We start from the raw sequence: 23,390 nt of genomic DNA, 5'->3' as shown, positions 1-23,390 counted from the left end.
GCTTATCAAGGCTACCAGCGGCCAGGCCCTCCCGTCTGATGTCCTCCGAATATGCCACTCTTCAACCCGGGCTTCCCCGAATGACAGAGATCGCAGTTTTCCACCGACCATGCGATCTCACCATTGTGGCACATGCCACAGAAGCGGCCGTCGATAATGTCGGTCATGGTGACGTCGTTCGATCCCACGCGCATCTCAAAACCCAACTCGTTATGGCAAACCTTGCAGCGAAAGCGAATCCTGTGAAACCAGTGCGGGAATATGACGGGACGCATACCCTCCTGCTCGGCATAACGATTCAGGATGACGTCAGCGTATTCCGCACCGGCCATCGTCGTCACCGTCAGGGCTGTGAAGAGTAGCCACAATCGATGTCTTACCGTCAGCACCATGGTTATTCATTGCCCCTTGAGTACACCGGGAGGGATTGCGGTACTGACGCTATGACAGCGATCGCACTCCGTCAGCGGAAAGGCCACCGCACCGTGACATCTGCCGCAATACTCTCCGGAGAGGATCTGCAGCATTGTCACCGGGGTGGCACCCGCCTTAGCCTTGAAGATGGCATCGTGACAGTTGCTGCAATCGAGCCACTCGGTATGGGCCCGATGGGGGAAACGAACATACTTGGCAGAACCGGTGCGTGGCATGATGATATCGAGATCGAGGACTTCGATCTTGGTATCAGGGTAGATGTTGGTCCGTGGTTCTATATAACCCTCCTGTAGCGCCCTGACCCAACGAACCTGATTTCCGGCGCTGTCGGTTGGCAGTAGAGAGAGTGCTTCGGCGGGCTCTTGCAGCAGCGAGAGTGCCGGATTGCCGGGATCGTGAATACCGTCTTCGGTGATGGACTTCCATGCAGGCGCATCACAGTGTGCGGAGTGACAGAACAGAGAAAATAGCAGCCAAGCAGCAGCGGCTCTGTGGTTGCTCAGTTGTCTGGATGTAAAGATCAATGCCCTATCCAGGTATATAGACACCCGCACGCCTGATGGCACGTACGATCTGTTTTGTGGAATCCTCCAGTTTTTTTATGCCCTCCTCAAAATCTCCGTCCTCGGATGCCTTATCCGCCAATTTACGCAGCCGTCGTGCCTCTGCGAGATATTCATCCACAGCCGACTGAGTACCCGCATTGATATCACGATCTTCGAGCAGCAGCTTGACCAACATAAAGTGGGTTTCGTTGCGATCGAGTTCGTAGGCATACTCCTCCTCATTGCTGGCGAACACGAGTGAGCGTATCAAAGTATCGCCGGAGCGCAGTTTTTCAACTTCCTGCTTGACAGTTTCGTAGGCAATATCCAACTGGATTTGTGCCTCTTTTATTTTGCCTGCCGCGGCGAGACGGTCAGCAGCCTCGGCCTGCTCGATAATCTTGCCCGTTTCCGGACTTGGGGTCTGTTTTTCGACAGCGACTCTTTGTAGTGCCTCGAGCAACGCTTGCAGACTGCTTCGCTTCTTCTGATAATCGTTTTTAAGCTTGTTCTCGCCTACCTCGCCGGTACCCACCAACCTGATTGCCTGAAACATGATGAGAGTCGCCTGTTGTAGCTCTTCATTGGCGAGTTCCATGTTGTCTGACCGGTAATAGAGTTGCGCCTTTTGGAAATGATTGGCTGCCTGCCCGCGTAAAGCTTTCGCCTGCTCACTGCCTTCGGATACACGGCGCGCACCGGATGAGGTGTTGATCAATCTGTCGACATTGTTGAGCCGGCTCTGCACTGCCTCCCGGTCGAGGGAAAATCTCGGTTTCTTGTTCTCCTCTGCGTAGACGAGCGATGTTGTTAACAACTGCACAAGCAGAATCAGGAGAAGTGGTTTAAGTCTGAGGCACTGCATGACATTATCCTCTTGAGTTAAAAGAAATAGCCCATCAATCGCAGTACTGAATTGAGTTTGCCGACGGCCATCTCCTGGCTGTTCAATGCCTCCCGGTATTGTTCAGACTGCACATGGGATTGCGCCTCTTCGTGAAGCGCATCGGCTATCGCCAGGGTTTGATCTATTTTTGCCGTTTTGCCGGGACCAGGTTGCTGCTCACGGATTGCCAATTGAATTAACATCTTTTGACTCGTATAGCGTCGCAGCTCGTATTCGTACTCTTCAGCAATATTGGCGAAATCGAGTTTGTACTCGATAGTGCGATTTTTGTTGATCAGGATTATGGCCTGAATGAGTGTGTTTTTTGCCTTGCTCAAGACGGTAATCGCACGTCTATAATCACCGGCATCCGACAGGGACTCGGCATGCGTGAGCTCATCAAGATAAGCCTGTTTAATCGTCGCCAGATCAATCGAGGCGTCTAATTTTTCCTTCGAGGCGCTTTCCAGATTCTCAGATAGACTCCTGAACTCCTCACGGCTTTGTAGAAAGCGTTTTTTTTCATGATGGTTCTGTAACGCCTTACGATCATGACGCTGCCTATACAAATCCGCTATCTCGGCAATAAGCTTATCCATACTGTGAAGTCGTGACTCTATATCCTTTTCATTCAATGAAGCTACCAGTTGAGTCAGATTATCCCTGAGTTGCTCTGTATTGGTTACGCTAAGTTGTTCCAACATCTGGTACCCCAGTTGCGCTTTTCGCTGGATAAGTTCCATACCGGCTTGTGTCGCATTCGAGTCGGCTTGTATACACCCAGGTATTGATAGAATCGTTATCATCTGTGCCTTTAGCATCATGCAGCGGAAATGCATTCGCTACTCCGTTTTGTTCTTGGAGTGGCACTTCCTGCATTCCGATACAGGAAATGCGACTTTGCCATGACAGACCCCGCATTTCTCACCCAGCAGGATCGAAGCCATACTGATATTGTTAGCCCCCTTCATGGGAACAAAGATGGCAGGATGACAGTTTGAGCAATCGAGCCACTCTGTATGCTGTTTGTGTGGATAGACAACATCGGGCATGCTGCCCTTCACTTCACGAACAATGTTCAGGTCAAGAATGATGGGGACCTTCTCAGGATCCAGCCGATCGAAACGAGGGTTAATTTCTCCTTTTTCGATGGCCGCGACCCAATCCACCCGATTTCCGGAATTGGACTTGGTCAACTGACTGAAGGAATCCTTCGGTGCCTGCAAGATATGAGTGCCGTCGTTATCCGGATCATGAATTCCATCCTTGGCCGGCGACGGGTTTCTCTTGGATGGAGGTTTCAGCAGTCGATTGAAGCTGTTGGGACTGCGGTTATAGGCTAGCTTCTTGCCTGGTTTGATCTGCTTATCATTTTGCTTTCTCGGTGGGTCCTGTTTTTTGTCACTCACCTTTTTGCCATCACTGGCGTTAGTGCTTTGCTGCGAGGCTTCTTTTTTACCAGTCCCATGCTTTTCACCGTTGGATGACGTATCTCTATCCTTCTTTTTTTCGGGGACGGATCCAGGACTCTCAACTGCCTTTTGGTCTTTAGCCACTTCATCAACCCTGGCTTTGCCGACAGGTGAAATATTCGCCCCAAATGCCGGTGAAACAAAAAAAACAACCAAGTAAAGAAGAAATATCGTTTGGCGGCTCTTCATTGCTTGAACTCCGTTACTTGGCGGCAGCCGGTGCAATCAATTTTTGCAGCGTGCTTTCGTGTACCTGTGTCTTGGTGCCGGGTGTTGCGGAATGGCAGACGTTACAGTTTTCTACTGACCAGGCTATGTCGCCGTTATGGCAGGCACCACAATATTCGCCGTCGATGATCTTGAGCATTGTGATGTCATTTCCACCGGCTTGGAATTTGAAGCCAAGATCGGCATGACATACCTTGCAACGGAAACGTATACGATGAAACCAATGGGGAAACACCACTGGCCGCATACCGGCTTCATCGGAATAGTTATTGATCACCACATCCCCATACTCCGCACCTGCGTCATTGACGGTAAATGCGAAAATCAACAGTATTGATATTGATGGCAATACCATTTGATATCTTTTTCGCATTAATAGAACCTCCGCGTTGCAAATTGTGGCGTCATGACCATTATTTAAAAATACCGTCGCACGTTTAAGGTGATTGTTTTGGTGCCTGCATCATCCGCTGCTGGTCGCTCAACCCAAGTTGTGCGTAGGTCGATATCCAGTTTCCCGATGTTGTAATCGAGTCGGTTTTCCCAGAAATATTCATTACCGGATTCCGAATCTAGATCATCCAGGAAGAGTGATCTGCTTGATGCCCTGAGGCGACTGCCGAATCGTAGATTTCGCACCTTGAACATGCGATTGTTGTGGTAAAAGATCTCAAGACTGCTGAACTCGGTATCTTCAATTTCAAGTTTCGAATCTACAGCAAAAAAGTCGTCCTCAACCACGGATGAGTTATCCCCTCTCTGTCTCGTGAAATTGACGTTGTATGTGATTCCGTAGTCGGAATAGCGAGAAAGCCGCTGATTATGGATGGCGTTAATGCTTATGTTCTGGGTGGCAAAATCATTGCGCCCGGAATTACGGGAGTCATAAAACACGATATTGAGATTTGTCGAACTCTCTTCACCGGTTGAGTTCAGGCTATATGAGATACGATTGACCAATGTCCCCAGATCTTCATCTATCGATGAACTTTCGTAACTCAAGTCCTGGCCAAACGTGATCGACATGCCGACTGGCCCGAACCAGTCATATTGCCAGGCACGATTGAGATTATGGGAAAATTCCGTCTGTCCGATCCATTCATCCTCGTCGTCGGTGTTTATTTCGTTTGAAAGTCCGATCCCTGCGCCGTAGCCGTAAGTAAATTCACCCCATGGAATCAATTGCGAGGTATAGTCGGCCGTGAATGACTGGACATAACTCTTCTCTTCAACATCGCCGGTGCGTACCAGGCCACCCACACTGCCCCTTAAACGCCAATGGTCATCAGGCAGGTAGGTTAATGAAAGATTTCCCCTTGTCTCGTCTTCCTCCTTGTCACGCCGGGCTTCTGATTGACTGGATAGCGACTTGAAAAATAAATCGCCGCGCACGGTAACAGGCAGTGTTTCCGCTCTCCACAACATGTTCGTGGCCAATCTTTCCTGGGATGATTCGCTTTCCCCCAGGGTATCCTCGGACTCGCTACCGCTTGCACCGATACTCGTTATCAGGCTGAATTTCGCACCCGGATTGTAGGCGTGGGTGAAATCCGACTGCCAATCCTTATGGCGGTCCATGATTTGGCTGCGCGACCTGTCATTCGCCAATACCAGTGCGCTTAAGCGATGAGGCCCGCGGTGAAGAAAACCGCTCATAATACCGTGCGTACTCATCTCGGAATCGCCTGTCAACAGATCCTCGCGGTCGTCATGAAACAGATTAACGTTGAAATTCACGCCGCCCGATTCCGGTGTAAACGATTGCCGCAAACCGTAACGTGTCAGGCGTTCCTCACGTCCGGGCTCCAAGGCGTCGCTATCGTCTACCCGGCTATCCTTGACATCGATAAACGCGGAGAACGGAAACTTACTTAAATGAAACAGATTGATCTCGCCTGATCCTGAGAGGATTTCATTTTCCGTCTCACGACCGTTTTCCTTGCTTTCCCAGCTCGATGAGAGTCTGCCCTTCCAATGCCCGAACCAGGGTTTCCAGATCTGATTTCTACCGATCACTTCCCCTGTGTAGGCTCGATGAAAGGACTTTTCGCCTGAGTCTGGTATGACCTCGCGGAATCGCATTCCCAGACTGCCGGAAAAGACGGCCCTCGACCGATCAAAATCGGTTCCAGATACTCCTCCGGTAGTTGTAATGAGTGTTCCAGTAAACAAGATCAACAGTCCACCTTTGTTCATCACCCGGACTCGGCCATCGTTTTACGATGTTCCCGATCAAGATTTTTTCTTTTTGCCGCGGCCACTCAACTCCAGCCGCTGTTCATAGTAATCCGGGACTGAGTAGTGAATATCGGCGCTGTTGCGTAACCGTCTCTCTTCTTCCGATACAACGGATTCCCGGCGTTCTCTCATCAACAACTCAATGGCACGCTGACGGACTTTTTCCAACGGGTTTATATGTGCATCCGCTCGTTCAATCAGATGGAACAGGGCAACCCCCTCCAATAAGGTTATCGGGTCCGAAATATCACCGGTTTCCAGTTTGGAAATCGCTTCTTCGGACTGTGTCCCCAGCATTCCCTGATGCAGATAGCCCATATCCCCTCCATTGGGAGCAGAGCCGTCATCTGAATAACGTTTCGCCGCCTCGCTAAATTCCATTCCCTTAATAATTTCATGTTTTATCGCTGTCAGTTCTTCACGCTTTTGGCTCCAAATATCGGCGCTGCCCCAAGGTGGCACTTTCAGCAGTATCATGGATATGCGCGACTGCGGCGGTGAAGTGAATTTATCGAGATTGGTATTGTAAAAGACACGCACCTCAGCTTCGCTGGGTTGCGTTACCTCACTGCGAAATTGATCTTTGAGCTGCCTAATCCTGTCGTGTCGCTGCAATCCCCGGTGAAGAAGAGGCACCATCTTTTTCTTTGCCTCCTCCCAGCCAGTCTGCGTTGCAAGACGCTTGACATTTTTGTCGACTTCCTGCTTCACACGCTTGGGATCGGGCACGATGCCGCGTCGCATCGCCTCCTGGTGAAGCACTATCTCGTCAACCAGTTGTTCTCCCACCTCCTTTCGATAGGCCTTTAGCTCCTCCTCAGGTGGTTGCCCATGGTAAAACCGTTGCCGAGCACCCATGTGAAGAATCACACGGTAGGTTGACATAGGAATCGATTCACCATTAACAGTAGCGAATACCTGCTTTTCTCCAGTCTCATTTTCCGCTGAATGTACATCAGCGGTGGAGAGTGAGATCATGAGCATGAGCAGCAGAATTAACGGCGGCAGAAACGTCGGGGGAGACTGCCCCGTCGATCCATTACGCCGGGGTGTCGATAGCCGCCAGCCTTTTGGTCTGGCGGACCGCTCTACTGCCATACCTATCCAACTGATGTTATCGAGGATATACATAGCCGCAGGAGGCAGAATCATTTAATGTGGCAGGCAAGGCAGACATCGCTGTTTGTATTGGCAATTCGCAGGAAGCTTACAGGTCGAGCAGTCTCCTCATGAGGATCGTGGCAGCTTCCGCATTCCACAGATGGCCCATCAACACCGGTGAAGTCACGGGTGTAGAGAATCATGTCGGATTTCTCGCGGGTATCCGCGGTCCCAGTTGCATCACGGATACCGTCGCCTGTACTGTCGTAAGAAGCCACATCAATCCACCACTGGCTGTTACCATTGATGGTAGCGTGCTGGGCATCGTTGAAATCACGGTCGGCGGTTGCTCCGGTAGACGGTGTACAGGGATCGACACCTACACCACAGCCACCACCTGCATAGGCGATACTGATGGGATGGTCGTTCCGTAGATCAGTGCCCAACATCGGAATCGGAGCACCACCCGTATTCGTCATGGCTGAAATGGCAACGGCATCAATCTCCGTTCCTGCCGCTGCCCAGCCACCTGAACCGGGCGCGTTGACGACAACATCCATTGCCTGCGTCCCGTCATGACACGAAAGACAGGCCAGGGATACTGATCCGACAGTAACTTCTGAACCATCGAGGGTTGCCGTTCCAAGATCAGAGTAGCGAGTATAGGCCGTTGCGGGGCTCGCTTTATTCCACAGGGGCGCACTGACTGCCGTATTGGAACCGTGAGGCGTATGACAGAAGACACATACCTCGGTAGTGGCGGATGTGGTTGCCTGTGCCGTCCCTCCAGCCGAAAGATCGTGATCACTCCCCCGAACGGCCGCTTGGCTGTTGGATGCGAAAAGCAAGGCACAAGCAATGCCAGCTAAGATAAATTTGTAGTTCATCATTCCTCCCCATAATCTGATATCCACAGAATTAACACGTAACTTTTCGGGAGGCTGCAATAACTGCGCCAAGAATAGAATTGGCGGTATTCATAGAAGTAACGTGGGATATGCTCATATCAAGTGGGTAGATTGCGCCTGTTATTTCTCAATTCCCGGAATAGATTCCCAGAATTGATAGTTATTCAGCGCAAAGGTCGAACAAACTTAATCGAGAAACGTAGATTTTTTCAGTTTTGTATAAATTGGAAACCGCAACTGCATAAATCGGCGCCTGGTTCGGTTTTTGCTAAATCTGTTTAGATACATAGTGAATAAATTTCTCTTTCGATCGTTCATACTATGATGAGACATCTATTTCGTGTGGCGCTTATTCTGCCGATGCTATCGGTCCATCCTGTTGCCATGGGCAATATGAATGATGCCGGCGGACTCTATTCACAATACTGTTCCGTTTGTCATGGTGACGGCGGTGACGGTAAAAGTCGTGCGAGAGGCAGTATGATTCCCCCTCCTCGTGATTTTACCTCACCACAATCATCGGTCGAATTAACCCGTGATCGTATGATCCTCTCGATATCCGAAGGTCGACCCGGTACGGCTATGGCCGGCTGGAAAAACCAATTGAGCAACGAACAGATTGCAGCCATTGCGGATTACATAAGAATCACCATGATACGGCCATCAACAGTTGAGGACGGTAAAACAGGTCGTCGTCTTTATGCGGAAAACTGTTCCGTTTGTCACGGTGACGATGGACAAGGGGCGCGTTGGACATTGACGAATCTGAAACCACCGCCGAGAAATTTCACACTTCCCGGGAGTGCCGATCAACTCTCCCGCAAACATATGTTCAAGGTAGTGCGTTACGGGAAGGCGGATACTGCAATGCCAGGCTTTTCATCTCAATTAGACGACGATGATATTTCAAGCGTGGTCGATTTTGTCAGACAGGCCTTCATGTCCGAGCACGATAAAAAACATGAAGTCATAGAAGATTATAACCTGGTGAATGAGGAAGATATGGGCGCGCAACTCCGCCGAGACCTCACCGGTGACGCCTCGAGGGGTCAGCGCTATTACCTGAAGAATTGCGTCGATTGTCATGGCGTCAAGGGGGATGGCAAGGGACCACGTGCATATTTCATCCTGCCCAAACCACGCAATTTCCAACATACCGCGTCGCGCCACACGCTGAACAGGCCTAAACTCTTTTCTGCCATAGCCGAGGGCAGTCGTGGAACGGATATGCCGGCGTGGGATAAGGTTTTATCTACACAACAGATTGCCGATATCGTGGAATATGTCTACCAAGTGTTTATCCGTCCGAAACAGAGTGGAACTCAATCCAAGAATCCTGGCAAGGGGTGAAAAGCGCGATGAATATAGCGAACGACCGCATCGATCTGTTCATCGTTAAGTACAGACTTCCAGGCCGGCATCGATGTGTTTGCGAGACCGTCGCGAATGACCTTTGTCAGATGTTCACTGCTCATAGTGGCCATGACTTTTGGATCGGTCAAATCCCGGGGATGGGGTTGCAGAAAAGTCCCGATCCAATTTTTACCCGTTCCATCGGCTGCATGGCAAAAGGCGCAATTCTGTTGGAACAGAGATTCGCCAAGTTGTTCTACGGATGAAAGATCGGAAATGGAGGGCGCAATATCGTGTTTCGCGAAAGGGCTGGCGCCGGATTTTTCATCTGGAGGGAGAAGACTGTCACCTGTCTTAAACCCAAGCCTTGGGTAGGAGGTGGCAACCGGCTCCCAATTTACGGTCGGATCTTTCACATGGGATCTGTCATGACAACTAATACAACTTTCAAGGTAAACCTGCAGGCCCATTTTCTGCTTATCAGTCAGCGAGTCGTCGGGAGCATCCAGTGGAATCTCACCTGTTGCAAAGGGAAAACTATCGCGGAAACGGTCATGTTCGTACCAGCCATTTTCAACTGTATGGTATTGGGTATTTGGTTGTTTGCCGACAACGAATGCCGTGTGCACATATAGAGTGACTGCCTCAATGTCATCATCAGCGAGAACATCTCGAAATGGTTTCATGGCGGTGGCGGGACGACCGTTGCTGATTGCATCGAGAATACGTTGCTTGTTTAATCTCTCTGGATCTGTAGCGATAAAATTTCTTGGAGGTGGAGTGAGAAACCTGGCCGCAAGGGTCTTAGCATCCCCTGAATAACCGTGGCAAAAGTAGCAGTAGAAATTGTAGATTTTACGACCCTTCTCCAGTTGCCTTTCAATATCGGCAGTGGTAGATGGCAACGGCGCGTCAGATGCACCAACTTGCAGACTGCATAGAGTAGCCAGCTGGAATAGGCAAAGCACAATTAAGTCTGGATGCAATCGTCGAATTGGCTTCATCACATAAATGATTCGGTGAAATTGATGAGATACAAACTAAATCTAAGCTGTACGGATATATTCCATCATCTAATAAGTACAGGCCTGAAAGCAATCCTAGCATTGGTAATTATGTTACTCATCAGTAGCTGCGCTGGTAGCCCCGAGGTGATAAAAATAAAGCCGATTGCATTCCCCGCCCCACCCGATCAGCCGCGCTTTTTTTATGAGAAGACTATATTTGGCACAGGCGCAGTAAATGTTGCCGACAAAATTTCACGCTTGAAGAACCTTCTCACTGGAGCTAACCAAAGAGATGGTTATTCTTTCGCCAAGCCTTTTGATATCGCTGTCCACCAGGGACGTGTATTTATCAGTGATACAGTTCATCGTGTTGTATTTGCTCTAGATTTTGTATCGGGTGAGGCTATCATCATTGGAGACAGTGGCGATGCCAGCGATCTGTACAAACCCCTGGGTGTGGCGACAGATAACAAAGGGAACCTCTATGTATGTGATATACAATTAAAGAAATTAATGCTCTACGACCGCAACGGTAAATGGCGTTATGGTATAGACCTTTCCAAAGAGATGGATCGTCCCAGTGGAGTGGAAGTGAGCGAGGATGGCAGTACACTATTCGTAGTCGATGTCGGTGGTGTTAAGTCAACACGACACAGTATTGCGGTTTATGATACGCGTACCCGTTCACACCTTCGCACAATTGGCTCCCGCGGTAAGGCAGATGGAGAATTCAATCTGCCCAGGGATGTGGCAATCGGTCCCAATGACCATCTTTATGTGACCGACGGTGGAAACTTTCGCATTCAAATCCTTAACCAGCAAGGTATGACTATCAGCTCATGGGGCTCAGCGGGACGTCATTTAGGACAATTTACACGCCCCAAGGGCATCGCAACGGATAGTGAAGGAAACATCTATGTCGTTGATGCCGCATTTGGTAATTTCCAGATATTCACACCTGAAGGTGAATTACTGCTGTATCTAGGCGAGCGATCAGAAACCGCCGGACCGGCAAAGTATATGCTGCCTGCCGGTATCGATGTTGACGAAGACGGTCGTGTCTATATTGTTGATCAGTTCTTTCGTAAGGTCGAGATATTCAGACCGGCCGGGCTAGCCGAAGGTGAAGGTTTCACAGGCCTCGCTAATACCAACGAATGAAACGGACCATTTTCTCCATCTCAGTGTACTGCAAGCGATGAAAATCGTTTCATATCCGGTTTGAAAAAAATTCTGGTTGCGGTCATAAGGTGACACCGATGGGGAGCCATGATGGCGAGTTCTGCAGATTCGACCGCGCCATACTGTTTTAAGATCCGGATGGCTCACGCTTACTCTACGATGCCGGGCGTACGGTGGCAGGCGCGGATAATCACCGCCTGGGCAAGGTCGACGTTGTGCTGAATAGCCACATACACAGCGACCATGTCGGGGTACCTTTACCACCGGACCACATGAAGCAGCCCATGTCATCAATCAGGTTATTCGACCGACATCGGTCATTGCCTCCCATGCGAATGAAGCAGCAACCCATAAGGGTAAACCCCTCCCCAATACCAGGACGGTAAGTTTTATCGATGCAGTGAATGTGCCGGTTGATCTACCGCTGAGCGGAAAAACTATGAGTTTTTCTGCCAAAGGCAAGTGTGCATCGGGCTGTTCAAGGTGACTAAAATCCGCCCAAACAGTATGAAGAATGTTCACTAGCGCCGAGTCGTTTCCTATTAATCCGCAATAAATTCATAAGCATAGATAGATTTAACTGGCCCAGGAACATAATGGGAATAATTTCCCATATTTTGCGTTTATCTGATTATGGATCAACAAGATCCATTTGATGGGTGAATGGCCCGGCAAGTTAACAACTATTTTCAAACGAGGAGTTACCACCATGAGATTAAGTCGATCTTCAAAGATTTTCTGCACAATGCTGGCTGTCTGTCTCATTCTCTCCGCCTGTGGAGGTGGAGGCGGTGGAAGCGCAAGTGAAGACGGCACCATTATTACGGCAAGAGGTGTCATCACCGGATTCGGCAGCATCTACGTCAATGGCGTACGTTACCACACCAACTCAGCACGTTTTACCGTCGACGATAATCCAGGCACAGAGAGCGATCTAAAGCTGGGAATGGTGGTCACGGTAACCGCTACTTTAAATGACGACAACACAGGCAATGCCAGTAGCATCGTTTTCGATAACGAACTGCAGGGTCCGGTTGCCAACCTGGTCACGGATGCAGACGGTCTGATCAAAACCTTCACTGTATTGGGTGTCACTGTGATTGCGGACAGGGTTGGTACCAGCTTCCATGACACAACATTCGATACACTTGTCGAAGGTGATCTTTTAGAGGTGAGTGGATTTTATGACGGCTCCCTGGTACTCAATGCCACCTTTATCGAGCGTAAAGAGAGCTTCACTCCGGGCGTGAGCGAAGTCGAACTGAAGGGTACTGTCAGCAATAACACAAGCGAGAGCTTCCTAATCAACGGCGTAACTGTCAATTACGATCCCAGCGGTATTCGCACCGATCTCAGTCGTTTGACTGGCGCAATCTCTGATGGGGACCTCGTTGAGGTAAAAGGTTCACTCGATGAGAACGGCGAGATCCAGGCCACACGCATAGGCCATGAAGACGACGGCTTAGATGACAGCATTAGCAAAGTGAGCCTTGAGGGTATTATCACCGGTTACATAGACGATAGTAATTTCATGATCTCGGGGATAGCCGTTGATGCTTCCTCAGCCCTCTTCATACCGTCCGGCCTGACCTTGGGCAATGGCATCAAGGTTGAAGCGGAGGGACCAATCGTCAACGCCACCCTGCAGGCCTTGAAAATTGGTGCTCGTGGAGGTGGCAACGACATTGAGATCGATGCCCATGTCAGTAGTTTATCCAATCTCGATAATTCGATTACCTTGAATCTAAGCAACGGCAGCGTTACCGTCTTCGTCGATAACCGCACACGCATGGAAGACAAGACCAAGGCCGTCGAATCACTCTCTGTCAGCGACCTGGGCAGCGGTGATTTTCTTGAGGTGCGTGGTTTGCTGGATAGCAGCAATCGAGTGATTCTGACAGAGCTGCGACGTGATAATACCGATGATCTGGTTTTGCAGGGTCCTGTTGAGGATTTCGTCACCAATAGTTCCGTAACCATTCTAGGAGTAACGCTCTTCACTTCGGCAACCACCCAGTTTGAAGACATCAATGATTCAACGATCAGTGCCGACACCTTTTACAACGGCCTGACTGTGGGTTCGCTGGTCAAGATCAAGGACGAGGAGCCGGGAGACGGCACCGCCGATGAGGTGGAATTCGAGGATTGAGGGATGATGCGGGCGGCAGTTTGCCGCCCACCGACGCTTTTGGGAATATTACTCAGGCTTCACCGTTAATACCATAGAAACCCCGCTATCTGAAATACCCACGAGTTAAGAAGCGATAGCGAGTCTGGACCTTGGGTCATATTGCGTGAATGAGTGGAGCAAAACTATGTATAAATCAATAGGCTTCGTGCTGGGATCCCTTCTTGCGGTGCCGCTACCCACATTTGCCTTCCACTGCCCTATGGACATGAAAAAGATAGATGTGGCAATGACCTCCAATCCAAACCTAAATCCGGAACAGTTGGCCGAAGTACAAAAGCTGAGGGCAGAGGGTGAAGCCTATCACCGAGCCGGCCGGCACGACCGGTCTGTCCAGGTTCTGGGCCAAGCGATGAAAATACTTCGGATTCAGTGACGACTGCCCAAAGAGCCAGTTATACTTGATTGATGGTGGATAATTTTTCCAAATTGCTGATCGAGAATATCCCGCACCTGAGGCGCTATGCGCGTTCCCTGACCAGGGACCAGCATCAGAGCGAAGACCTTGTGCAGGATTGTCTCGACCGCGCATTGAGCCGGATGTCTCAGTGGCAGAGCGACACCAATCTGCGCGCCTGGCTCTTCACCATCATGCATAACCTTCACGTCAGCGGCCTGCGTGGCAGGCGCCACAGCAGCACCTGGGAATCCCTTGACCAGTCGGAGACCGCAGATCAGCGACAGTCAGGTCAGGAAGGCATGATACAGATGCGTGACCTTGAACACGCATTGCATCGACTCAGCGACGAGCAGCGGGAGATCCTTATGCTGGTCTGCGTCGAAGGCATGCGTTACGAAGAGGTCGCGCAGGTTTTGAATATCGCAACCGGTACGGTGATGTCCCGGTTACACCGGGCTCGCGAAGCCCTGCGCCAGATTTTGAAAGGCGAAGAGCCGACAAAACTGAGGCGTATCAAATGAAACAGACCCTTACACCAGAACAGCAGCAGCTGCATGCCTACGTGGATGGGCAGCTTGATAACGAAGCCAGACGCGATGTTGAGACCTATTTAGCTGACAACCCCGAAGCGCGTCGACAGGTGGATGAGTATCAACAGATAAACAGACTGCTCAAACAGATCTATGATCCTATCCTTGATGAGCCGATTCCACTCACCCTGCTCCAACTGAGAAGACCTCGTTGGAGCATACGCCGAATCTTGGTGCAGATGGCCGCTGCAGTATTATTGCTCTCAATCGGTCTGTTTTCAGGGTTTTATCTTGGTATGAACCAGACCCTGGTACCGATAACAGCCGAGAGCGAACCCGATCATGTAGTGATCGAGGCATTCATGGCCTATGCAGTATATACTCCCGAGGTACGTCACCCGGTCGAAGTCCCAGGTGATGAACGTGACCACTTGGTCAGTTGGCTCAGCAAGCGAATGGGACGTCAAATCGTCATACCTCATCTGGAAACCCACGATATGCAACTGTTGGGTGGAAGATTGATTTCATCCGACGACGGGCCAGGCGCCCTGTTGATGTACGAAAACGAGAAGGGGCAACGCATCATCCTATATGCCTGCCACTCCGATGAGAGCAGCAGCGCCTTCCACTTTGCCAAGCAACAGGACGTATCGATATTCTATTGGGTTGACGACGCCATCAACTACGCCATTGCCGGTGAAATGGAAAAAGAGAAACTGCGTCCTCTCGCTGAGTCGGTCTATAATCAACTGATTTTCTGACTATTTTCCACACTATCTCACCGTACCGTTCACTCAGGCATACCCCTTCAGATAATAAAATGGAGTGAAGAATTGGATTTTAAAATTCTGGCTACGGTTTTCACCGTTGTTTTCATTGCAGAACTTGGGGACAAGACCCAGTTGGCTACCATGCTTTTTGCAGCAGACAAAGATGTAAGTAAATTTACGGTATTTATTGGGGCCTCCCTGGCGTTGATTCTTGCATCTGGAATCGGGGTACTAGCTGGTGCCCTGCTATCACAATATATCAGTGAAAAACATCTCCATTACATCGCCGGTTTCGGATTTGTTGCAATAGGGGTTTGGACACTCATAAAAGCATAAGTCGAATGACCGACCGATATATTGGATCAACCTGTTTTCAATTGAAAGATGGGTATGGATTCAGAGGAATTGTGATTACATAGTGCTTACACAGCATACCCGGCACTGCCGGGCATTATGTAACTTATTGTTTGTATGGTAGCAAGGGGCAGATTCGAACTGCCGACCCCAGCATTATGAGTGCTGTGCTCTAACCAGCTGAGCTACCTTGCCAGAAGCTGTTGTGGAGGGCGTGGAATATACTGTTGCCATACCCCCCCTGTCAATATCAGACGTTAAATCGGAAGTGGATGACATCGCCATCCTCGACCACATATTCCTTGCCCTCGGAACGTAGTTTACCGGCTTCTCTCGCACCTTGCTCCCCTTTACAGGCGACAAAATCCTCGTAGGCCACAACCTCGGCACGGATAAAGCCTCGCTCGAAATCGGTATGGATGACACCGGCCGCCTGCGGTGCCGTGGCACTTACGGGTATGGTCCAGGCCCTCACCTCTTTCTCGCCGGCGGTGAAATAAGTTTCCAGGCCCAACAGTTTGTAACCTGCCCTGACCACCCGGTTCAAACCCGGTTCTTCCAGCCCCAGGTCAGCCAGGAACTCACCTCGCTCGTCTTCGTCCAGCTCGACTATTTCTGCTTCAATGGCGGCGCAAACCGGTACCACCTCCGCGCCTTCACCAGCCGCCAAGGCGAATAAGGCATCCAGATGAGGATTGCCTGTAAAACCGTCTTCCGCCACGTTGGCGATATAGAGTACCGGTTTGATCGTGAGCAGAAACAGATCGCGGAGCTCCTCCCTTTCATCGTCGTCCAGTTCCATGCTGCGAACCGGTTTCGCCTCGTTCAAATGGTCGCGTACCCTCTCCAGCAAGGCCTTACGCGCCAATATCTTCTTGTCACCGGTCTTGGCCTGTCTGACGCTTTTCTCAAGCGCTTTCTCAACCGACTCCAGATCAGCCAGGCCCAGTTCGGTATTGATAACCTCCACATCGCTGACCGGATCGACACGACCGGCCACATGCACCACGTCACTATCCTCAAAACAGCGTACCACTTGTGCGATGGCGTCTGTCTCGCGGATGTTGGCGAGAAATTTATTCCCCAATCCTTCCCCTTTTGACGCGCCGGCGACCAGACCCGCGATATCCACGAACTGCATACTGGTGGGGATGACGGCTTGCGGGTTGACGATCGATGCGATCACATCCAGGCGGGCATCCGGCAGGGGCACCACACCGACATTGGGATCGATGGTGCAAAAGGGGTAGTTTTCCGCCGCGATTGTAGCCTTGGTCAAGGCATTGAACAGGGTTGACTTACCGACATTCGGCAGACCCACGATACCGCATTTGAATCCCATCTGGAACGACCCCTGAAAAAAAGGGGCAAGCATACCGGAAAGGAGGGCCGATGTGCAGTCCTCTGATATTATTACCGGCGCCCGCTTTATGAACCGCTGCCAGAAAAACAGCGCTGCGCCGAGACCAATAACTACTGAATGACGAATAATTTTCCGAAATTGGCTATTCGCAGCACATCCTGCACTGCCTCGTTACCGTTTTTAAGAATCACACCGTCGGTATCTTTGGCACTGTGCTCACGAAGTTGCAGTAGCATGCCCATCGCGGAACTGTCCAGATACTCGGCATTGGTCAGATCGACCACATAATTTTTCTCACCTTTGGGAAAGGCCTTATAGGCCTGCATGAACGCCTGATGGGTGGAAAAATCAAACCGCCCGGATACCACTATGGTGACGCTTTTTTCATCGGAGGAAAGCTCGCTGGATATGGACATTGTATCTCCTTGCCACTTGTATGCATGCTTTAAATATCGTCATGTATCGGCCAAGCTTTACCCGGGATCGCCCTCAAGCAACTCCGTTGCCAGCGTCTGAAACTCCTTCGCCGATTGACTGCCTGGCTTGTATTCGAAGATAGTGCGCCCGATGCCCGGGCATTCTGCAATCACTGCCGCTTCCCGTATCGGGGTGTTGACCAGCTGATCGGGAAAGTGCTTCCTCAGCTTCTCAGAAACCTCCCTGGAGAGCCGTCTGCGGGGAAAGTAGCGATTTAATGCAATCCATTTGCGCAACGGTTTATCCAGGTAGGGTTCGAACTTCTTTATGGTGATCAGCATCTTGGCCAATCCGTTCAATGACATGTGATCACCGCTTACCGGAATCAGCGCTTCATCGGCGGCAAAGATGGCGTTCGCCACCAACAATCCCGACGAAGGTGGACAATCGAAGAGGACAAATGCCTGATCATCCAATACACCGTCCAGTGCCTGCTGCAATAGCCGGGCCCTAGATGCGCCCCCGTCATGCAGATACTCGATCTCTTGTAAACGATTGCCGGCGGGAATCAATGTCAGCATATCCCTGATCCCCTGTTTCACCGAAGCCGGATCCTGCGACTTCAACATCACTTGATCGATCCCCTTCGCAGGCGCGCGAAAGATACCATAGCTGGACGCCAGCTGTCCCTGCGGATCCAGATCGATCACAGTGACCCTGTGACCGGCAAGCGCCAGCGCATGCCCCAAATTTGTGGTAATCGTGGTCTTTCCCACACCACCTTTTTGATTGATTAACGCAATTCGTCGCATGCCCGTCCTGTCCGCCGCTGAGGGGAATTCTGCCTCCATCACCGTGTAAGAGACCTAACCGCCTTGTGTCGACACTCCAGATTGATCCACGAATCAGCCGACGAGGCGCCAAAATTTCAGAGGTTCTTGATCTTAAAAGAAAAATACCAATATCAACCAAGCTATCGACCCGGGAACCCAATTCTTTAGAATCCGACCCGGCGCAGCGATTACAGGAACTGCATAGCGATTTACGCAATCCATATCCCTGTGAAGCAGTATCTGCCCCATATTTCTAACCTAAAACAGTCAATCCTCAGGTAAACTAGTAACTGTTAGCGCGAATGTAGATATGCCTTTGAAATTGTTATTAACATTGCTGTTGAGTATGTGCACCCTGGGAATCGCCCGGGCCGTCACTTTTGATCTGCCTTCCGAGGGAGATGATGTGGTGGGACAGATCTTTATGCTGACCACGCGCTATGAAGAGACATTCTCCGATATCGCACGCACCTATGACATCGGCTATCGGCAGATGGTCGCGGCCAATCCCGATGTGGACCCGTGGCTGCCTGGAGAAGGCTCGGAAATCGTCATACCCCAGCAGTATGTCCTGCCCCCGGGACCTCGTAAGGGACTGGTCATCAACCTGGCGGAACTGCGCCTCTACTATTTTCCGCAAGACCGCCCCGTGGTAATCACCTACCCGATCGGCATAGGTCGAGAAGGTTGGAGCACCCCTACCGGCGAGACCACCATCATCGGCAAGAAGAAGAATCCGAGTTGGACTGTGCCGGAATCGATCCTTCAAGAGCATGAAGAGGAAGGTGATCCACTACCGCCCGTTGTACCACCCGGTCCCGATAACCCATTGGGAAATCGTGCCATCTACCTGGGCATGAACGGCTATCTGTTACATGGCACAAACAAGCCTTATGGTGTTGGGATGCGGGTCAGTCACGGTTGTATCCGCCTCTACCCTGAAAATGTCGAACACTTTTTTGAGGAAGTGGATATTGGCGCCCCGGTCAGAATTATCGACAAACCCTTTAAAGCCGGCTGGCAGAAGGGTGAGCTCTATGTCCAGGTACATCCACCATTGTCCGAGTATGTCGAACAACGAGGCAACAACTACACCGAGTTGGTGAATGCGGTGATCGGGAAGTTGGGCGAGGATAAGCGTCGGCCGGACTGGGATCAGCTGCACAGTTTCATTGAACAGAAGACCGGTATACCCATGCCACTTTACCTGTGGCGGGAGAATGCCGTCGCGGACGGCAATTAAAAAACCCCGGCAGGCGTTCTGCTTGCCGGGGCCTTAAAACCCACCCATCGCGGGTTCTATCGTCGATCGGCGCCGGTCTTATTTGGCCATTGCTTTCTCAGACATACGGCCACAACGCTCGCTACAAGCTTCAGCGGCGTCTTTGGCGGAGTTGGCTGCCTTCAGAGCCGCATCAGCAGTACCTTGAGCGGTGGCTGCATCCAGTTGCGCCTCTTTGGCTGCTTTCATGGCAGCATCGGCAGCAGCCTGTGCGTTGGCGACGTCCTCTTGCAGACCGTTGTTTGTCGCACAACCTGCGAACAAGCCAACAGTAAGAATCATTGCGGCGGTTTTCATCATGGTGGTTTTCATAATTACTCTCGATCTCTCTACGGATTACTTATTACATTGTGTGCAAAAGCTACACACCCCTTCTACCTGGTCGCGCTGATGTAGAGCTTCCCAAATAGGCCCTGGAATAAACTGCATGCACGGCCAATTTGGGATACTCCTCCCCAAGGACCCCCAACAAACAGTCCTCTACATGTCAAACCGAAGGCAAAGATTTCAACCTATACCGGCATGACAGTGGTCGCTGCTGGCTCCCTATCTTGCTGCATCCACAAGAACCAGGTGAAGGAGTAGCAGCATCTGGCACGAAAGCTTGAGCTAAAACTCAAACAAATTCAATGGCAAGTTTCCAAATTTAAGAACTTTTTTCAAATTTTTCCCACAACTTCGCGGCCTGTTCACTCTCTATTCTGAGAACTCGTCTTCACTACCCGGGCCAATCCCAGACCTCGGGGATCGGATGCCGCTTCAACCTTACCCTCACTCTTGTCCCACAATATCGCGTGCATGTTTCCGTATTGGCGATCGAGAGGCTTTAGATTGTGACCCATTGCCGTGAGTTGATGCTTGAGAGAATCGCCGAATGCATCCGGTTCGAATTGAATCATGTCGGGCAGATATTGGTGATGAAAACGTGGCCTTTCCACCCAGCTGTTCGGCCCCTTTCCGTCAGCCATCTCCAGAATACCCAGCAACACCATGGTAATGATCCTGCTGCCACCAGGGGTTCCCAGAATCGCCACCCGCCGATCATCCTCGACGAAGGTCGGTGTCATACTCGACAACATACGTTTCCCACCTGCAATGGCATTCGCCTCACCTCCGACCAAACCATACACATTGGGCACGCCGGGACTGGCGGAGAAGTCATCCATTTCATCATTCAACAGCACCCCGGTACCCGGCACCACGAAACCTGAGCCGAAGGGATAGTTGATGCTGAGGGTGGCCGCCACCCGGTTTCCCTCCGTATCAAGTATGGAGAAGTGGGTGGTGTCCTGCCCCTCCGGTGCAGGTGGGATGTTACCCACACTCGAACTGGCACGGTGAAGCTGAATATCGCGTGCCATACCGGCTGCATACCAGGGATGCGTCAGGGCATCCACGGGGATGTCGACATAATCAGGATCACCCAGGTAGTCGGCGCGATCCCGATAGGCGCGTCGCATCGCCTCCACCAGCAGGTGGGTGCGCAGCGGTTCATCCTGGGCATGCAGATCGAAACCCTGCAGGATATTCAACATGGTCATCAGGGCTATGCCCCCCGATGAGGGAGGCGCCGCGCTGGTGATCTTCAATCCCCGATAGCGACCGACAATGGGTTGCCGTTCGACCACCCGGTAGCTGGCCAGATCCTCGAGGCTCCAGATACCGCCTGCCGCCCTCACGCCATCCACCAGGCGTTGGGCAGTCTCGCCCTTGTAGAAACCATCCGCCCCATGCAGGGCGATCCTTTCCAGGGTCTCCGCCAAATCCGGCTGCTTGATCAGGGCACCTTCCACAGGCACCTCACCCTGCTGCAGAAATTGCTCGGCCGAAGCGGGATGGGCACGCAAAACATCCAGACGCCAGCCTGCCATTCTGCGGTAGTGGCTGTCGACCTTGAATCCCTCCCTGGCCAATCTGATCGCCGGCCCCAGCGAGTCGGCAAGCGACAGGCGGCCATAGTACCGAGCCAAATGGGCCAGGGCAGCAGGTTCACCGGGGATACCAGCCGCCAGCGCTCCATCGATCGAAAGATTCGGGATAACCTTTCCCGCTTGATCCAGATAGAGATCGCGATCAGCTGACAGGGGAGCCCGTTCGCGACCGTCCAGCATGGTCTCGAAACCGTCACTGGCTCGATGCAATAACCAAAAGCCACCACCACCGATACCCGAACTGTAGGGTTCGACCACCGCCAATACCGCACTCACGCCCACCGCCGCGTCGAAGGCATTCCCCCCAGCCCGCAACAGATGATGGCCCACTGTGGTGGCCAGCGGGTGGGCCGTCGCGATGGCGGCAGACCCGGGTCTTTCAGCCGCCGCCAGCTGAAAACAGATGAAGAAGAGAAAAATAAGGCTCCACATGGGAGCCTTTTTGAGAACGTTTGACCGCATTGACAGTGTGACTATTCGGATTCGCCGGTGATCTTGAGGTATTTGGCGTACAACTGCTCATAGCTCTCCTCATGATCGGGATCCTTGGGAATACAGTCCACCGGACACACCTCGACACACTGTGAGGTATCGTAGTGTCCGACACATTCGGTACAGAGATCCGGCTCGATCTCGTAGATCTCATCACCCTGAGTGATGGCACCATTTGGGCATTCAGGCTCACAGACATCACAGTTGATGCACTCGTCAGTGATTATTAACGCCATATTTTTACTCTCCTAACAAAATCACATGATTAGAATTCTATTCACTAGCCGTGAGGCGACATCAACAGTTGGTCCATTCAATCCTGTATCACCCGGGGAATTCGTTTCAACTGAAGCGTTTACTCAGGGCCGCCTGCACATCCGGATGGACAAACTCTGTGACATCCCCGCCCAATGAGGCGATCTCTCTCACCAAACCGGATGAAATGAATGCAAATTGCTCAGCCGGGGTAAGAAACAGCGTCTCGATTTCAGGCGCCAGGCGACGATTCATACCCGCCAACTGGAACTCGTATTCGAAATCGGAGACCGCGCGCAATCCTCGCAGAATCACGTTTGCATTGCACTCCTGCACGAAATCAACCAACAGATTGTCAAATACGCGTATCTCAACATTGTGTACGCCATTCAATACCCTTTCGACCAGGTTCTTTCGCTGATCCAGATCAAACGCCGGATTTTTACCGCTATTCTTAGCGATGGCCAGAATGACATGATCAAAAAGATCGGATGCCCGCCTCACCAGGTCACTGTGACCGTTGGTGATGGGGTCGAATGTTCCAGGATAAACGGCAGTTATCATAAGCTCTCGGTCTGGGTAAAAGGCATGATATTACCAGAAACCAAACCTATGAATGATAATTATCAGCCCGGGAGCGGGGCATAAGCCAGACCATAGTGCACCTGACCGGCTGATTTCCGTTTCCTCAACTCCCAACCTTCGGGCAGGGTCGGCATGTCGCGGGAAGCGGTATCTTCCAAGTAGATATGGGCTCCATCCGCCAGCCATCCCATACTCAGCCGCTGGCACAAGGGTTCCAGCAGGTTACCGACGAAAGGCGGATCCAGGAAAACGATATCGAAGGGTGTCGCATCCTGCTCCAACCATTGCAATGCATCCGCCCTGACAACCGAGACCTGGTCGAGACCCAGTAGACGCTTGTTCTCAGCCAACTGTCTGACCACCGCCATGGCGGTATCGAGCATCACCACCTCGGATGCGCCACGGGAGGCGGCCTCCAGACCCAACGCACCGCTGCCGGCGAACAGATCGAGGCAGCGGGCGCCCTCAATATAGGGCTGCAACCAGTTGAACAGGGTCTCGCGTATGCGATCTCCCGTCGGTCGCAAGCCCGGCATGTCGGCAAATTGCAGCCGCCGACCACGATGCATGCCACCAATGATTCTCACCTGAAAAGCCGTTTGAGGTGACTTCACTTTATATACCTTGTACTTATC

26 protein-coding genes and 1 tRNA gene are annotated in these 23,390 nt (G+C 51.3%); 8 read left to right on the top strand and 19 right to left on the bottom strand.

From position 1 onward, the window contains the following. Positions 1-11: 11 nt before the first annotated feature. From AB8516_RS16400 to AB8516_RS16360, 9 genes are all read right to left on the bottom strand, one after another. The gene (locus AB8516_RS16400; RefSeq protein ID WP_369162267.1) at positions 12-392 is read right to left on the bottom strand and encodes a c(7)-type cytochrome triheme domain-containing protein; all 381 of its coding nucleotides are present in this window, start codon (positions 390-392) and stop codon (positions 12-14) included. Between the two features lie 6 nt (positions 393-398). After that, positions 399-983, bottom strand: coding sequence for a cytochrome c3 family protein (locus AB8516_RS16395; RefSeq protein WP_369162265.1), 585 nt, complete (start codon positions 981-983; stop codon positions 399-401). Beyond that, entirely contained in the window at positions 964-1,845 is an 882-nt protein-coding gene (locus AB8516_RS16390; protein WP_369162263.1) for a hypothetical protein, read from the bottom strand. Before AB8516_RS16390 ends, AB8516_RS16395 begins: the two co-directional genes overlap by 20 nt. 17 nt (positions 1,846-1,862) lie before the next feature. After that, positions 1,863-2,570, bottom strand: a complete 708-nt coding sequence (locus AB8516_RS16385; protein ID WP_369162261.1) for a hypothetical protein — start codon at positions 2,568-2,570, stop codon at positions 1,863-1,865. Between the two features lie 138 nt (positions 2,571-2,708). Then, on the bottom strand, positions 2,709-3,563 hold the full coding sequence (locus AB8516_RS16380; RefSeq protein WP_369162259.1) for a c(7)-type cytochrome triheme domain-containing protein: 855 nt from the start codon (positions 3,561-3,563) through the stop codon (positions 2,709-2,711). Beyond that, positions 3,541-3,939: a c(7)-type cytochrome triheme domain-containing protein gene (locus AB8516_RS16375; RefSeq protein ID WP_369162257.1), complete on the bottom strand. Its 399-nt coding sequence runs from the start codon at positions 3,937-3,939 to the stop codon at positions 3,541-3,543. Before AB8516_RS16375 ends, AB8516_RS16380 begins: the two co-directional genes overlap by 23 nt. Positions 3,940-3,983: 44 nt before the next feature. Continuing rightward, the gene (locus AB8516_RS16370) at positions 3,984-5,648 is read right to left on the bottom strand and encodes a hypothetical protein (RefSeq protein ID WP_369162255.1); all 1,665 of its coding nucleotides are present in this window, start codon (positions 5,646-5,648) and stop codon (positions 3,984-3,986) included. Positions 5,649-5,798: 150 nt separating this feature from the next. Continuing rightward, complete coding sequence (locus AB8516_RS16365; protein WP_369162253.1) at positions 5,799-6,902, bottom strand: peptidylprolyl isomerase; 1,104 nt, start codon at positions 6,900-6,902, stop codon at positions 5,799-5,801. Between the two features lie 50 nt (positions 6,903-6,952). Next, entirely contained in the window at positions 6,953-7,795 is an 843-nt protein-coding gene (locus AB8516_RS16360) for a cytochrome c3 family protein (protein WP_369162251.1), read from the bottom strand. 339 nt (positions 7,796-8,134) lie between these two features. Here AB8516_RS16360 and AB8516_RS16355 point away from each other — a divergent pair, with 339 nt between their 5' ends. Continuing rightward, positions 8,135-9,163, top strand: a complete 1,029-nt coding sequence (locus tag AB8516_RS16355) for a cytochrome c (protein ID WP_369162249.1) — start codon at positions 8,135-8,137, stop codon at positions 9,161-9,163. Here the strand turns inward: AB8516_RS16355 and AB8516_RS16350 are convergent. Continuing rightward, positions 9,136-10,170, bottom strand: coding sequence for a cytochrome c (locus tag AB8516_RS16350; protein ID WP_369162247.1), 1,035 nt, complete (start codon positions 10,168-10,170; stop codon positions 9,136-9,138). The two genes, AB8516_RS16355 and AB8516_RS16350, sit on opposite strands and share 28 nt — an antisense overlap. Positions 10,171-10,194: 24 nt before the next feature. On the opposite strand from AB8516_RS16350, the gene AB8516_RS16345 reads away from it, so the two are divergent. The 6 genes from AB8516_RS16345 to AB8516_RS16320 all read left to right on the top strand — a co-directional run bounded on the left by AB8516_RS16345 (position 10,195) and on the right by AB8516_RS16320 (position 15,579). Then, complete coding sequence (locus AB8516_RS16345) at positions 10,195-11,334, top strand: hypothetical protein (RefSeq protein WP_369162245.1); 1,140 nt, start codon at positions 10,195-10,197, stop codon at positions 11,332-11,334. 730 nt (positions 11,335-12,064) lie between these two features. Then, positions 12,065-13,504 carry a DUF5666 domain-containing protein gene (locus tag AB8516_RS16340; RefSeq protein ID WP_369162243.1) on the top strand — a complete coding sequence of 480 codons (1,440 nt, stop codon included), beginning with the start codon at positions 12,065-12,067 and terminating at the stop codon, positions 13,502-13,504. Positions 13,505-13,670: 166 nt separating this feature from the next. Further along, on the top strand, positions 13,671-13,919 hold the full coding sequence (locus AB8516_RS16335) for a hypothetical protein (RefSeq protein ID WP_369162241.1): 249 nt from the start codon (positions 13,671-13,673) through the stop codon (positions 13,917-13,919). 32 nt (positions 13,920-13,951) lie between these two features. Further along, a complete protein-coding gene (locus AB8516_RS16330) occupies positions 13,952-14,464 on the top strand; it encodes a sigma-70 family RNA polymerase sigma factor (RefSeq protein WP_369162239.1) in 513 nt (170 codons plus the stop codon). Further along, positions 14,461-15,234, top strand: a complete 774-nt coding sequence (locus tag AB8516_RS16325) for an anti-sigma factor (protein ID WP_369162237.1) — start codon at positions 14,461-14,463, stop codon at positions 15,232-15,234. The genes AB8516_RS16330 and AB8516_RS16325 overlap by 4 nt, the downstream gene beginning before the upstream one ends. A gap of 72 nt (positions 15,235-15,306) precedes the next feature. Then, the gene (locus AB8516_RS16320; protein WP_369162235.1) at positions 15,307-15,579 is read left to right on the top strand and encodes a TMEM165/GDT1 family protein; all 273 of its coding nucleotides are present in this window, start codon (positions 15,307-15,309) and stop codon (positions 15,577-15,579) included. A 136-nt stretch (positions 15,580-15,715) separates the two neighbouring features. On the opposite strand, the gene AB8516_RS16315 is transcribed toward AB8516_RS16320, so the two are convergent. The 4 genes from AB8516_RS16315 to AB8516_RS16300 all read right to left on the bottom strand — a co-directional run bounded on the left by AB8516_RS16315 (position 15,716) and on the right by AB8516_RS16300 (position 18,189). Then, positions 15,716-15,792, bottom strand: a tRNA-Met gene (locus AB8516_RS16315). A 55-nt stretch (positions 15,793-15,847) separates the two neighbouring features. Further along, complete coding sequence (gene ychF / locus AB8516_RS16310) at positions 15,848-16,939, bottom strand: redox-regulated ATPase YchF (protein WP_369162233.1); 1,092 nt, start codon at positions 16,937-16,939, stop codon at positions 15,848-15,850. A 131-nt stretch (positions 16,940-17,070) separates the two neighbouring features. Beyond that, a complete protein-coding gene (locus tag AB8516_RS16305; protein ID WP_369162231.1) occupies positions 17,071-17,376 on the bottom strand; it encodes an STAS domain-containing protein in 306 nt (101 codons plus the stop codon). 57 nt (positions 17,377-17,433) lie between these two features. Beyond that, positions 17,434-18,189, bottom strand: coding sequence for a ParA family protein (locus tag AB8516_RS16300; RefSeq protein ID WP_369162229.1), 756 nt, complete (start codon positions 18,187-18,189; stop codon positions 17,434-17,436). A gap of 337 nt (positions 18,190-18,526) precedes the next feature. Between AB8516_RS16300 and AB8516_RS16295 the strand changes: the two genes are divergently transcribed. Then, positions 18,527-19,453 (top strand): L,D-transpeptidase family protein, encoded by a 927-nt coding sequence (locus tag AB8516_RS16295; RefSeq protein WP_369162227.1) that lies wholly within the window; start codon positions 18,527-18,529, stop codon positions 19,451-19,453. A 78-nt stretch (positions 19,454-19,531) separates the two neighbouring features. On the opposite strand, the gene AB8516_RS16290 is transcribed toward AB8516_RS16295, so the two are convergent. From AB8516_RS16290 to rsmD, 5 genes are all read right to left on the bottom strand, one after another. Next, complete coding sequence (locus tag AB8516_RS16290) at positions 19,532-19,804, bottom strand: Lpp/OprI family alanine-zipper lipoprotein (protein ID WP_108290067.1); 273 nt, start codon at positions 19,802-19,804, stop codon at positions 19,532-19,534. 377 nt (positions 19,805-20,181) lie between these two features. Beyond that, positions 20,182-21,855, bottom strand: coding sequence for a gamma-glutamyltransferase (gene ggt, locus AB8516_RS16285; protein WP_369163315.1), 1,674 nt, complete (start codon positions 21,853-21,855; stop codon positions 20,182-20,184). Between the two features lie 41 nt (positions 21,856-21,896). Beyond that, complete coding sequence (locus tag AB8516_RS16280; RefSeq protein WP_369162224.1) at positions 21,897-22,151, bottom strand: YfhL family 4Fe-4S dicluster ferredoxin; 255 nt, start codon at positions 22,149-22,151, stop codon at positions 21,897-21,899. A 106-nt stretch (positions 22,152-22,257) separates the two neighbouring features. Then, positions 22,258-22,734, bottom strand: a complete 477-nt coding sequence (gene coaD, locus AB8516_RS16275; RefSeq protein ID WP_108290070.1) for a pantetheine-phosphate adenylyltransferase — start codon at positions 22,732-22,734, stop codon at positions 22,258-22,260. 62 nt (positions 22,735-22,796) lie between these two features. Then, positions 22,797-23,369: a 16S rRNA (guanine(966)-N(2))-methyltransferase RsmD gene (gene rsmD, locus AB8516_RS16270; RefSeq protein WP_369162222.1), complete on the bottom strand. Its 573-nt coding sequence runs from the start codon at positions 23,367-23,369 to the stop codon at positions 22,797-22,799. Between the last annotated feature and the right edge of the window lie 21 nt (positions 23,370-23,390).

The organism is Candidatus Thiodiazotropha sp. LNASS1, from assembly GCF_964212655.1.
GTDB lineage: Bacteria > Pseudomonadota > Gammaproteobacteria > Chromatiales > Chromatiaceae > Thiodiazotropha.
The sequence above is the reverse complement of the archived record's forward strand: the minus strand, read 5'-3'. Positions and strand labels throughout refer to the sequence as shown.

Excerpts from the sequence above, each read along its gene's own strand:
- AB8516_RS16335 (WP_369162241.1), top strand. The coding sequence starts at position 13,671 with ATGTATAAATCAATAGGCTTCGTGCTGGGATCCCTTCTTGCGGTGCCG.
- coaD (WP_108290070.1), bottom strand. The coding sequence starts at position 22,734 with ATGATAACTGCCGTTTATCCTGGAACATTCGACCCCATCACCAACGGT.
- ychF (WP_369162233.1), bottom strand. The coding sequence starts at position 16,939 with ATGGGATTCAAATGCGGTATCGTGGGTCTGCCGAATGTCGGTAAGTCA.
- AB8516_RS16400 (WP_369162267.1), bottom strand. The coding sequence starts at position 392 with ATGGTGCTGACGGTAAGACATCGATTGTGGCTACTCTTCACAGCCCTG.
- AB8516_RS16365 (WP_369162253.1), bottom strand. The coding sequence starts at position 6,902 with ATGGCAGTAGAGCGGTCCGCCAGACCAAAAGGCTGGCGGCTATCGACA.
- AB8516_RS16325 (WP_369162237.1), top strand. The coding sequence starts at position 14,461 with ATGAAACAGACCCTTACACCAGAACAGCAGCAGCTGCATGCCTACGTG.
- AB8516_RS16290 (WP_108290067.1), bottom strand. The coding sequence starts at position 19,804 with ATGAAAACCACCATGATGAAAACCGCCGCAATGATTCTTACTGTTGGC.
- AB8516_RS16305 (WP_369162231.1), bottom strand. The coding sequence starts at position 17,376 with ATGTCCATATCCAGCGAGCTTTCCTCCGATGAAAAAAGCGTCACCATA.
- AB8516_RS16330 (WP_369162239.1), top strand. The coding sequence starts at position 13,952 with ATGGTGGATAATTTTTCCAAATTGCTGATCGAGAATATCCCGCACCTG.
- AB8516_RS16385 (WP_369162261.1), bottom strand. The coding sequence starts at position 2,570 with ATGTTGGAACAACTTAGCGTAACCAATACAGAGCAACTCAGGGATAAT.
- AB8516_RS16345 (WP_369162245.1), top strand. The coding sequence starts at position 10,195 with ATGAGATACAAACTAAATCTAAGCTGTACGGATATATTCCATCATCTA.
- AB8516_RS16340 (WP_369162243.1), top strand. The coding sequence starts at position 12,065 with ATGAGATTAAGTCGATCTTCAAAGATTTTCTGCACAATGCTGGCTGTC.
- AB8516_RS16355 (WP_369162249.1), top strand. The coding sequence starts at position 8,135 with ATGATGAGACATCTATTTCGTGTGGCGCTTATTCTGCCGATGCTATCG.
- AB8516_RS16350 (WP_369162247.1), bottom strand. The coding sequence starts at position 10,170 with ATGAAGCCAATTCGACGATTGCATCCAGACTTAATTGTGCTTTGCCTA.
- ggt (WP_369163315.1), bottom strand. The coding sequence starts at position 21,855 with ATGTGGAGCCTTATTTTTCTCTTCTTCATCTGTTTTCAGCTGGCGGCG.
- AB8516_RS16300 (WP_369162229.1), bottom strand. The coding sequence starts at position 18,189 with ATGCGACGAATTGCGTTAATCAATCAAAAAGGTGGTGTGGGAAAGACC.
- AB8516_RS16375 (WP_369162257.1), bottom strand. The coding sequence starts at position 3,939 with ATGCGAAAAAGATATCAAATGGTATTGCCATCAATATCAATACTGTTG.
- AB8516_RS16280 (WP_369162224.1), bottom strand. The coding sequence starts at position 22,151 with ATGGCGTTAATAATCACTGACGAGTGCATCAACTGTGATGTCTGTGAG.
- AB8516_RS16370 (WP_369162255.1), bottom strand. The coding sequence starts at position 5,648 with ATGCGATTCCGCGAGGTCATACCAGACTCAGGCGAAAAGTCCTTTCAT.
- AB8516_RS16360 (WP_369162251.1), bottom strand. The coding sequence starts at position 7,795 with ATGATGAACTACAAATTTATCTTAGCTGGCATTGCTTGTGCCTTGCTT.
- AB8516_RS16390 (WP_369162263.1), bottom strand. The coding sequence starts at position 1,845 with ATGCAGTGCCTCAGACTTAAACCACTTCTCCTGATTCTGCTTGTGCAG.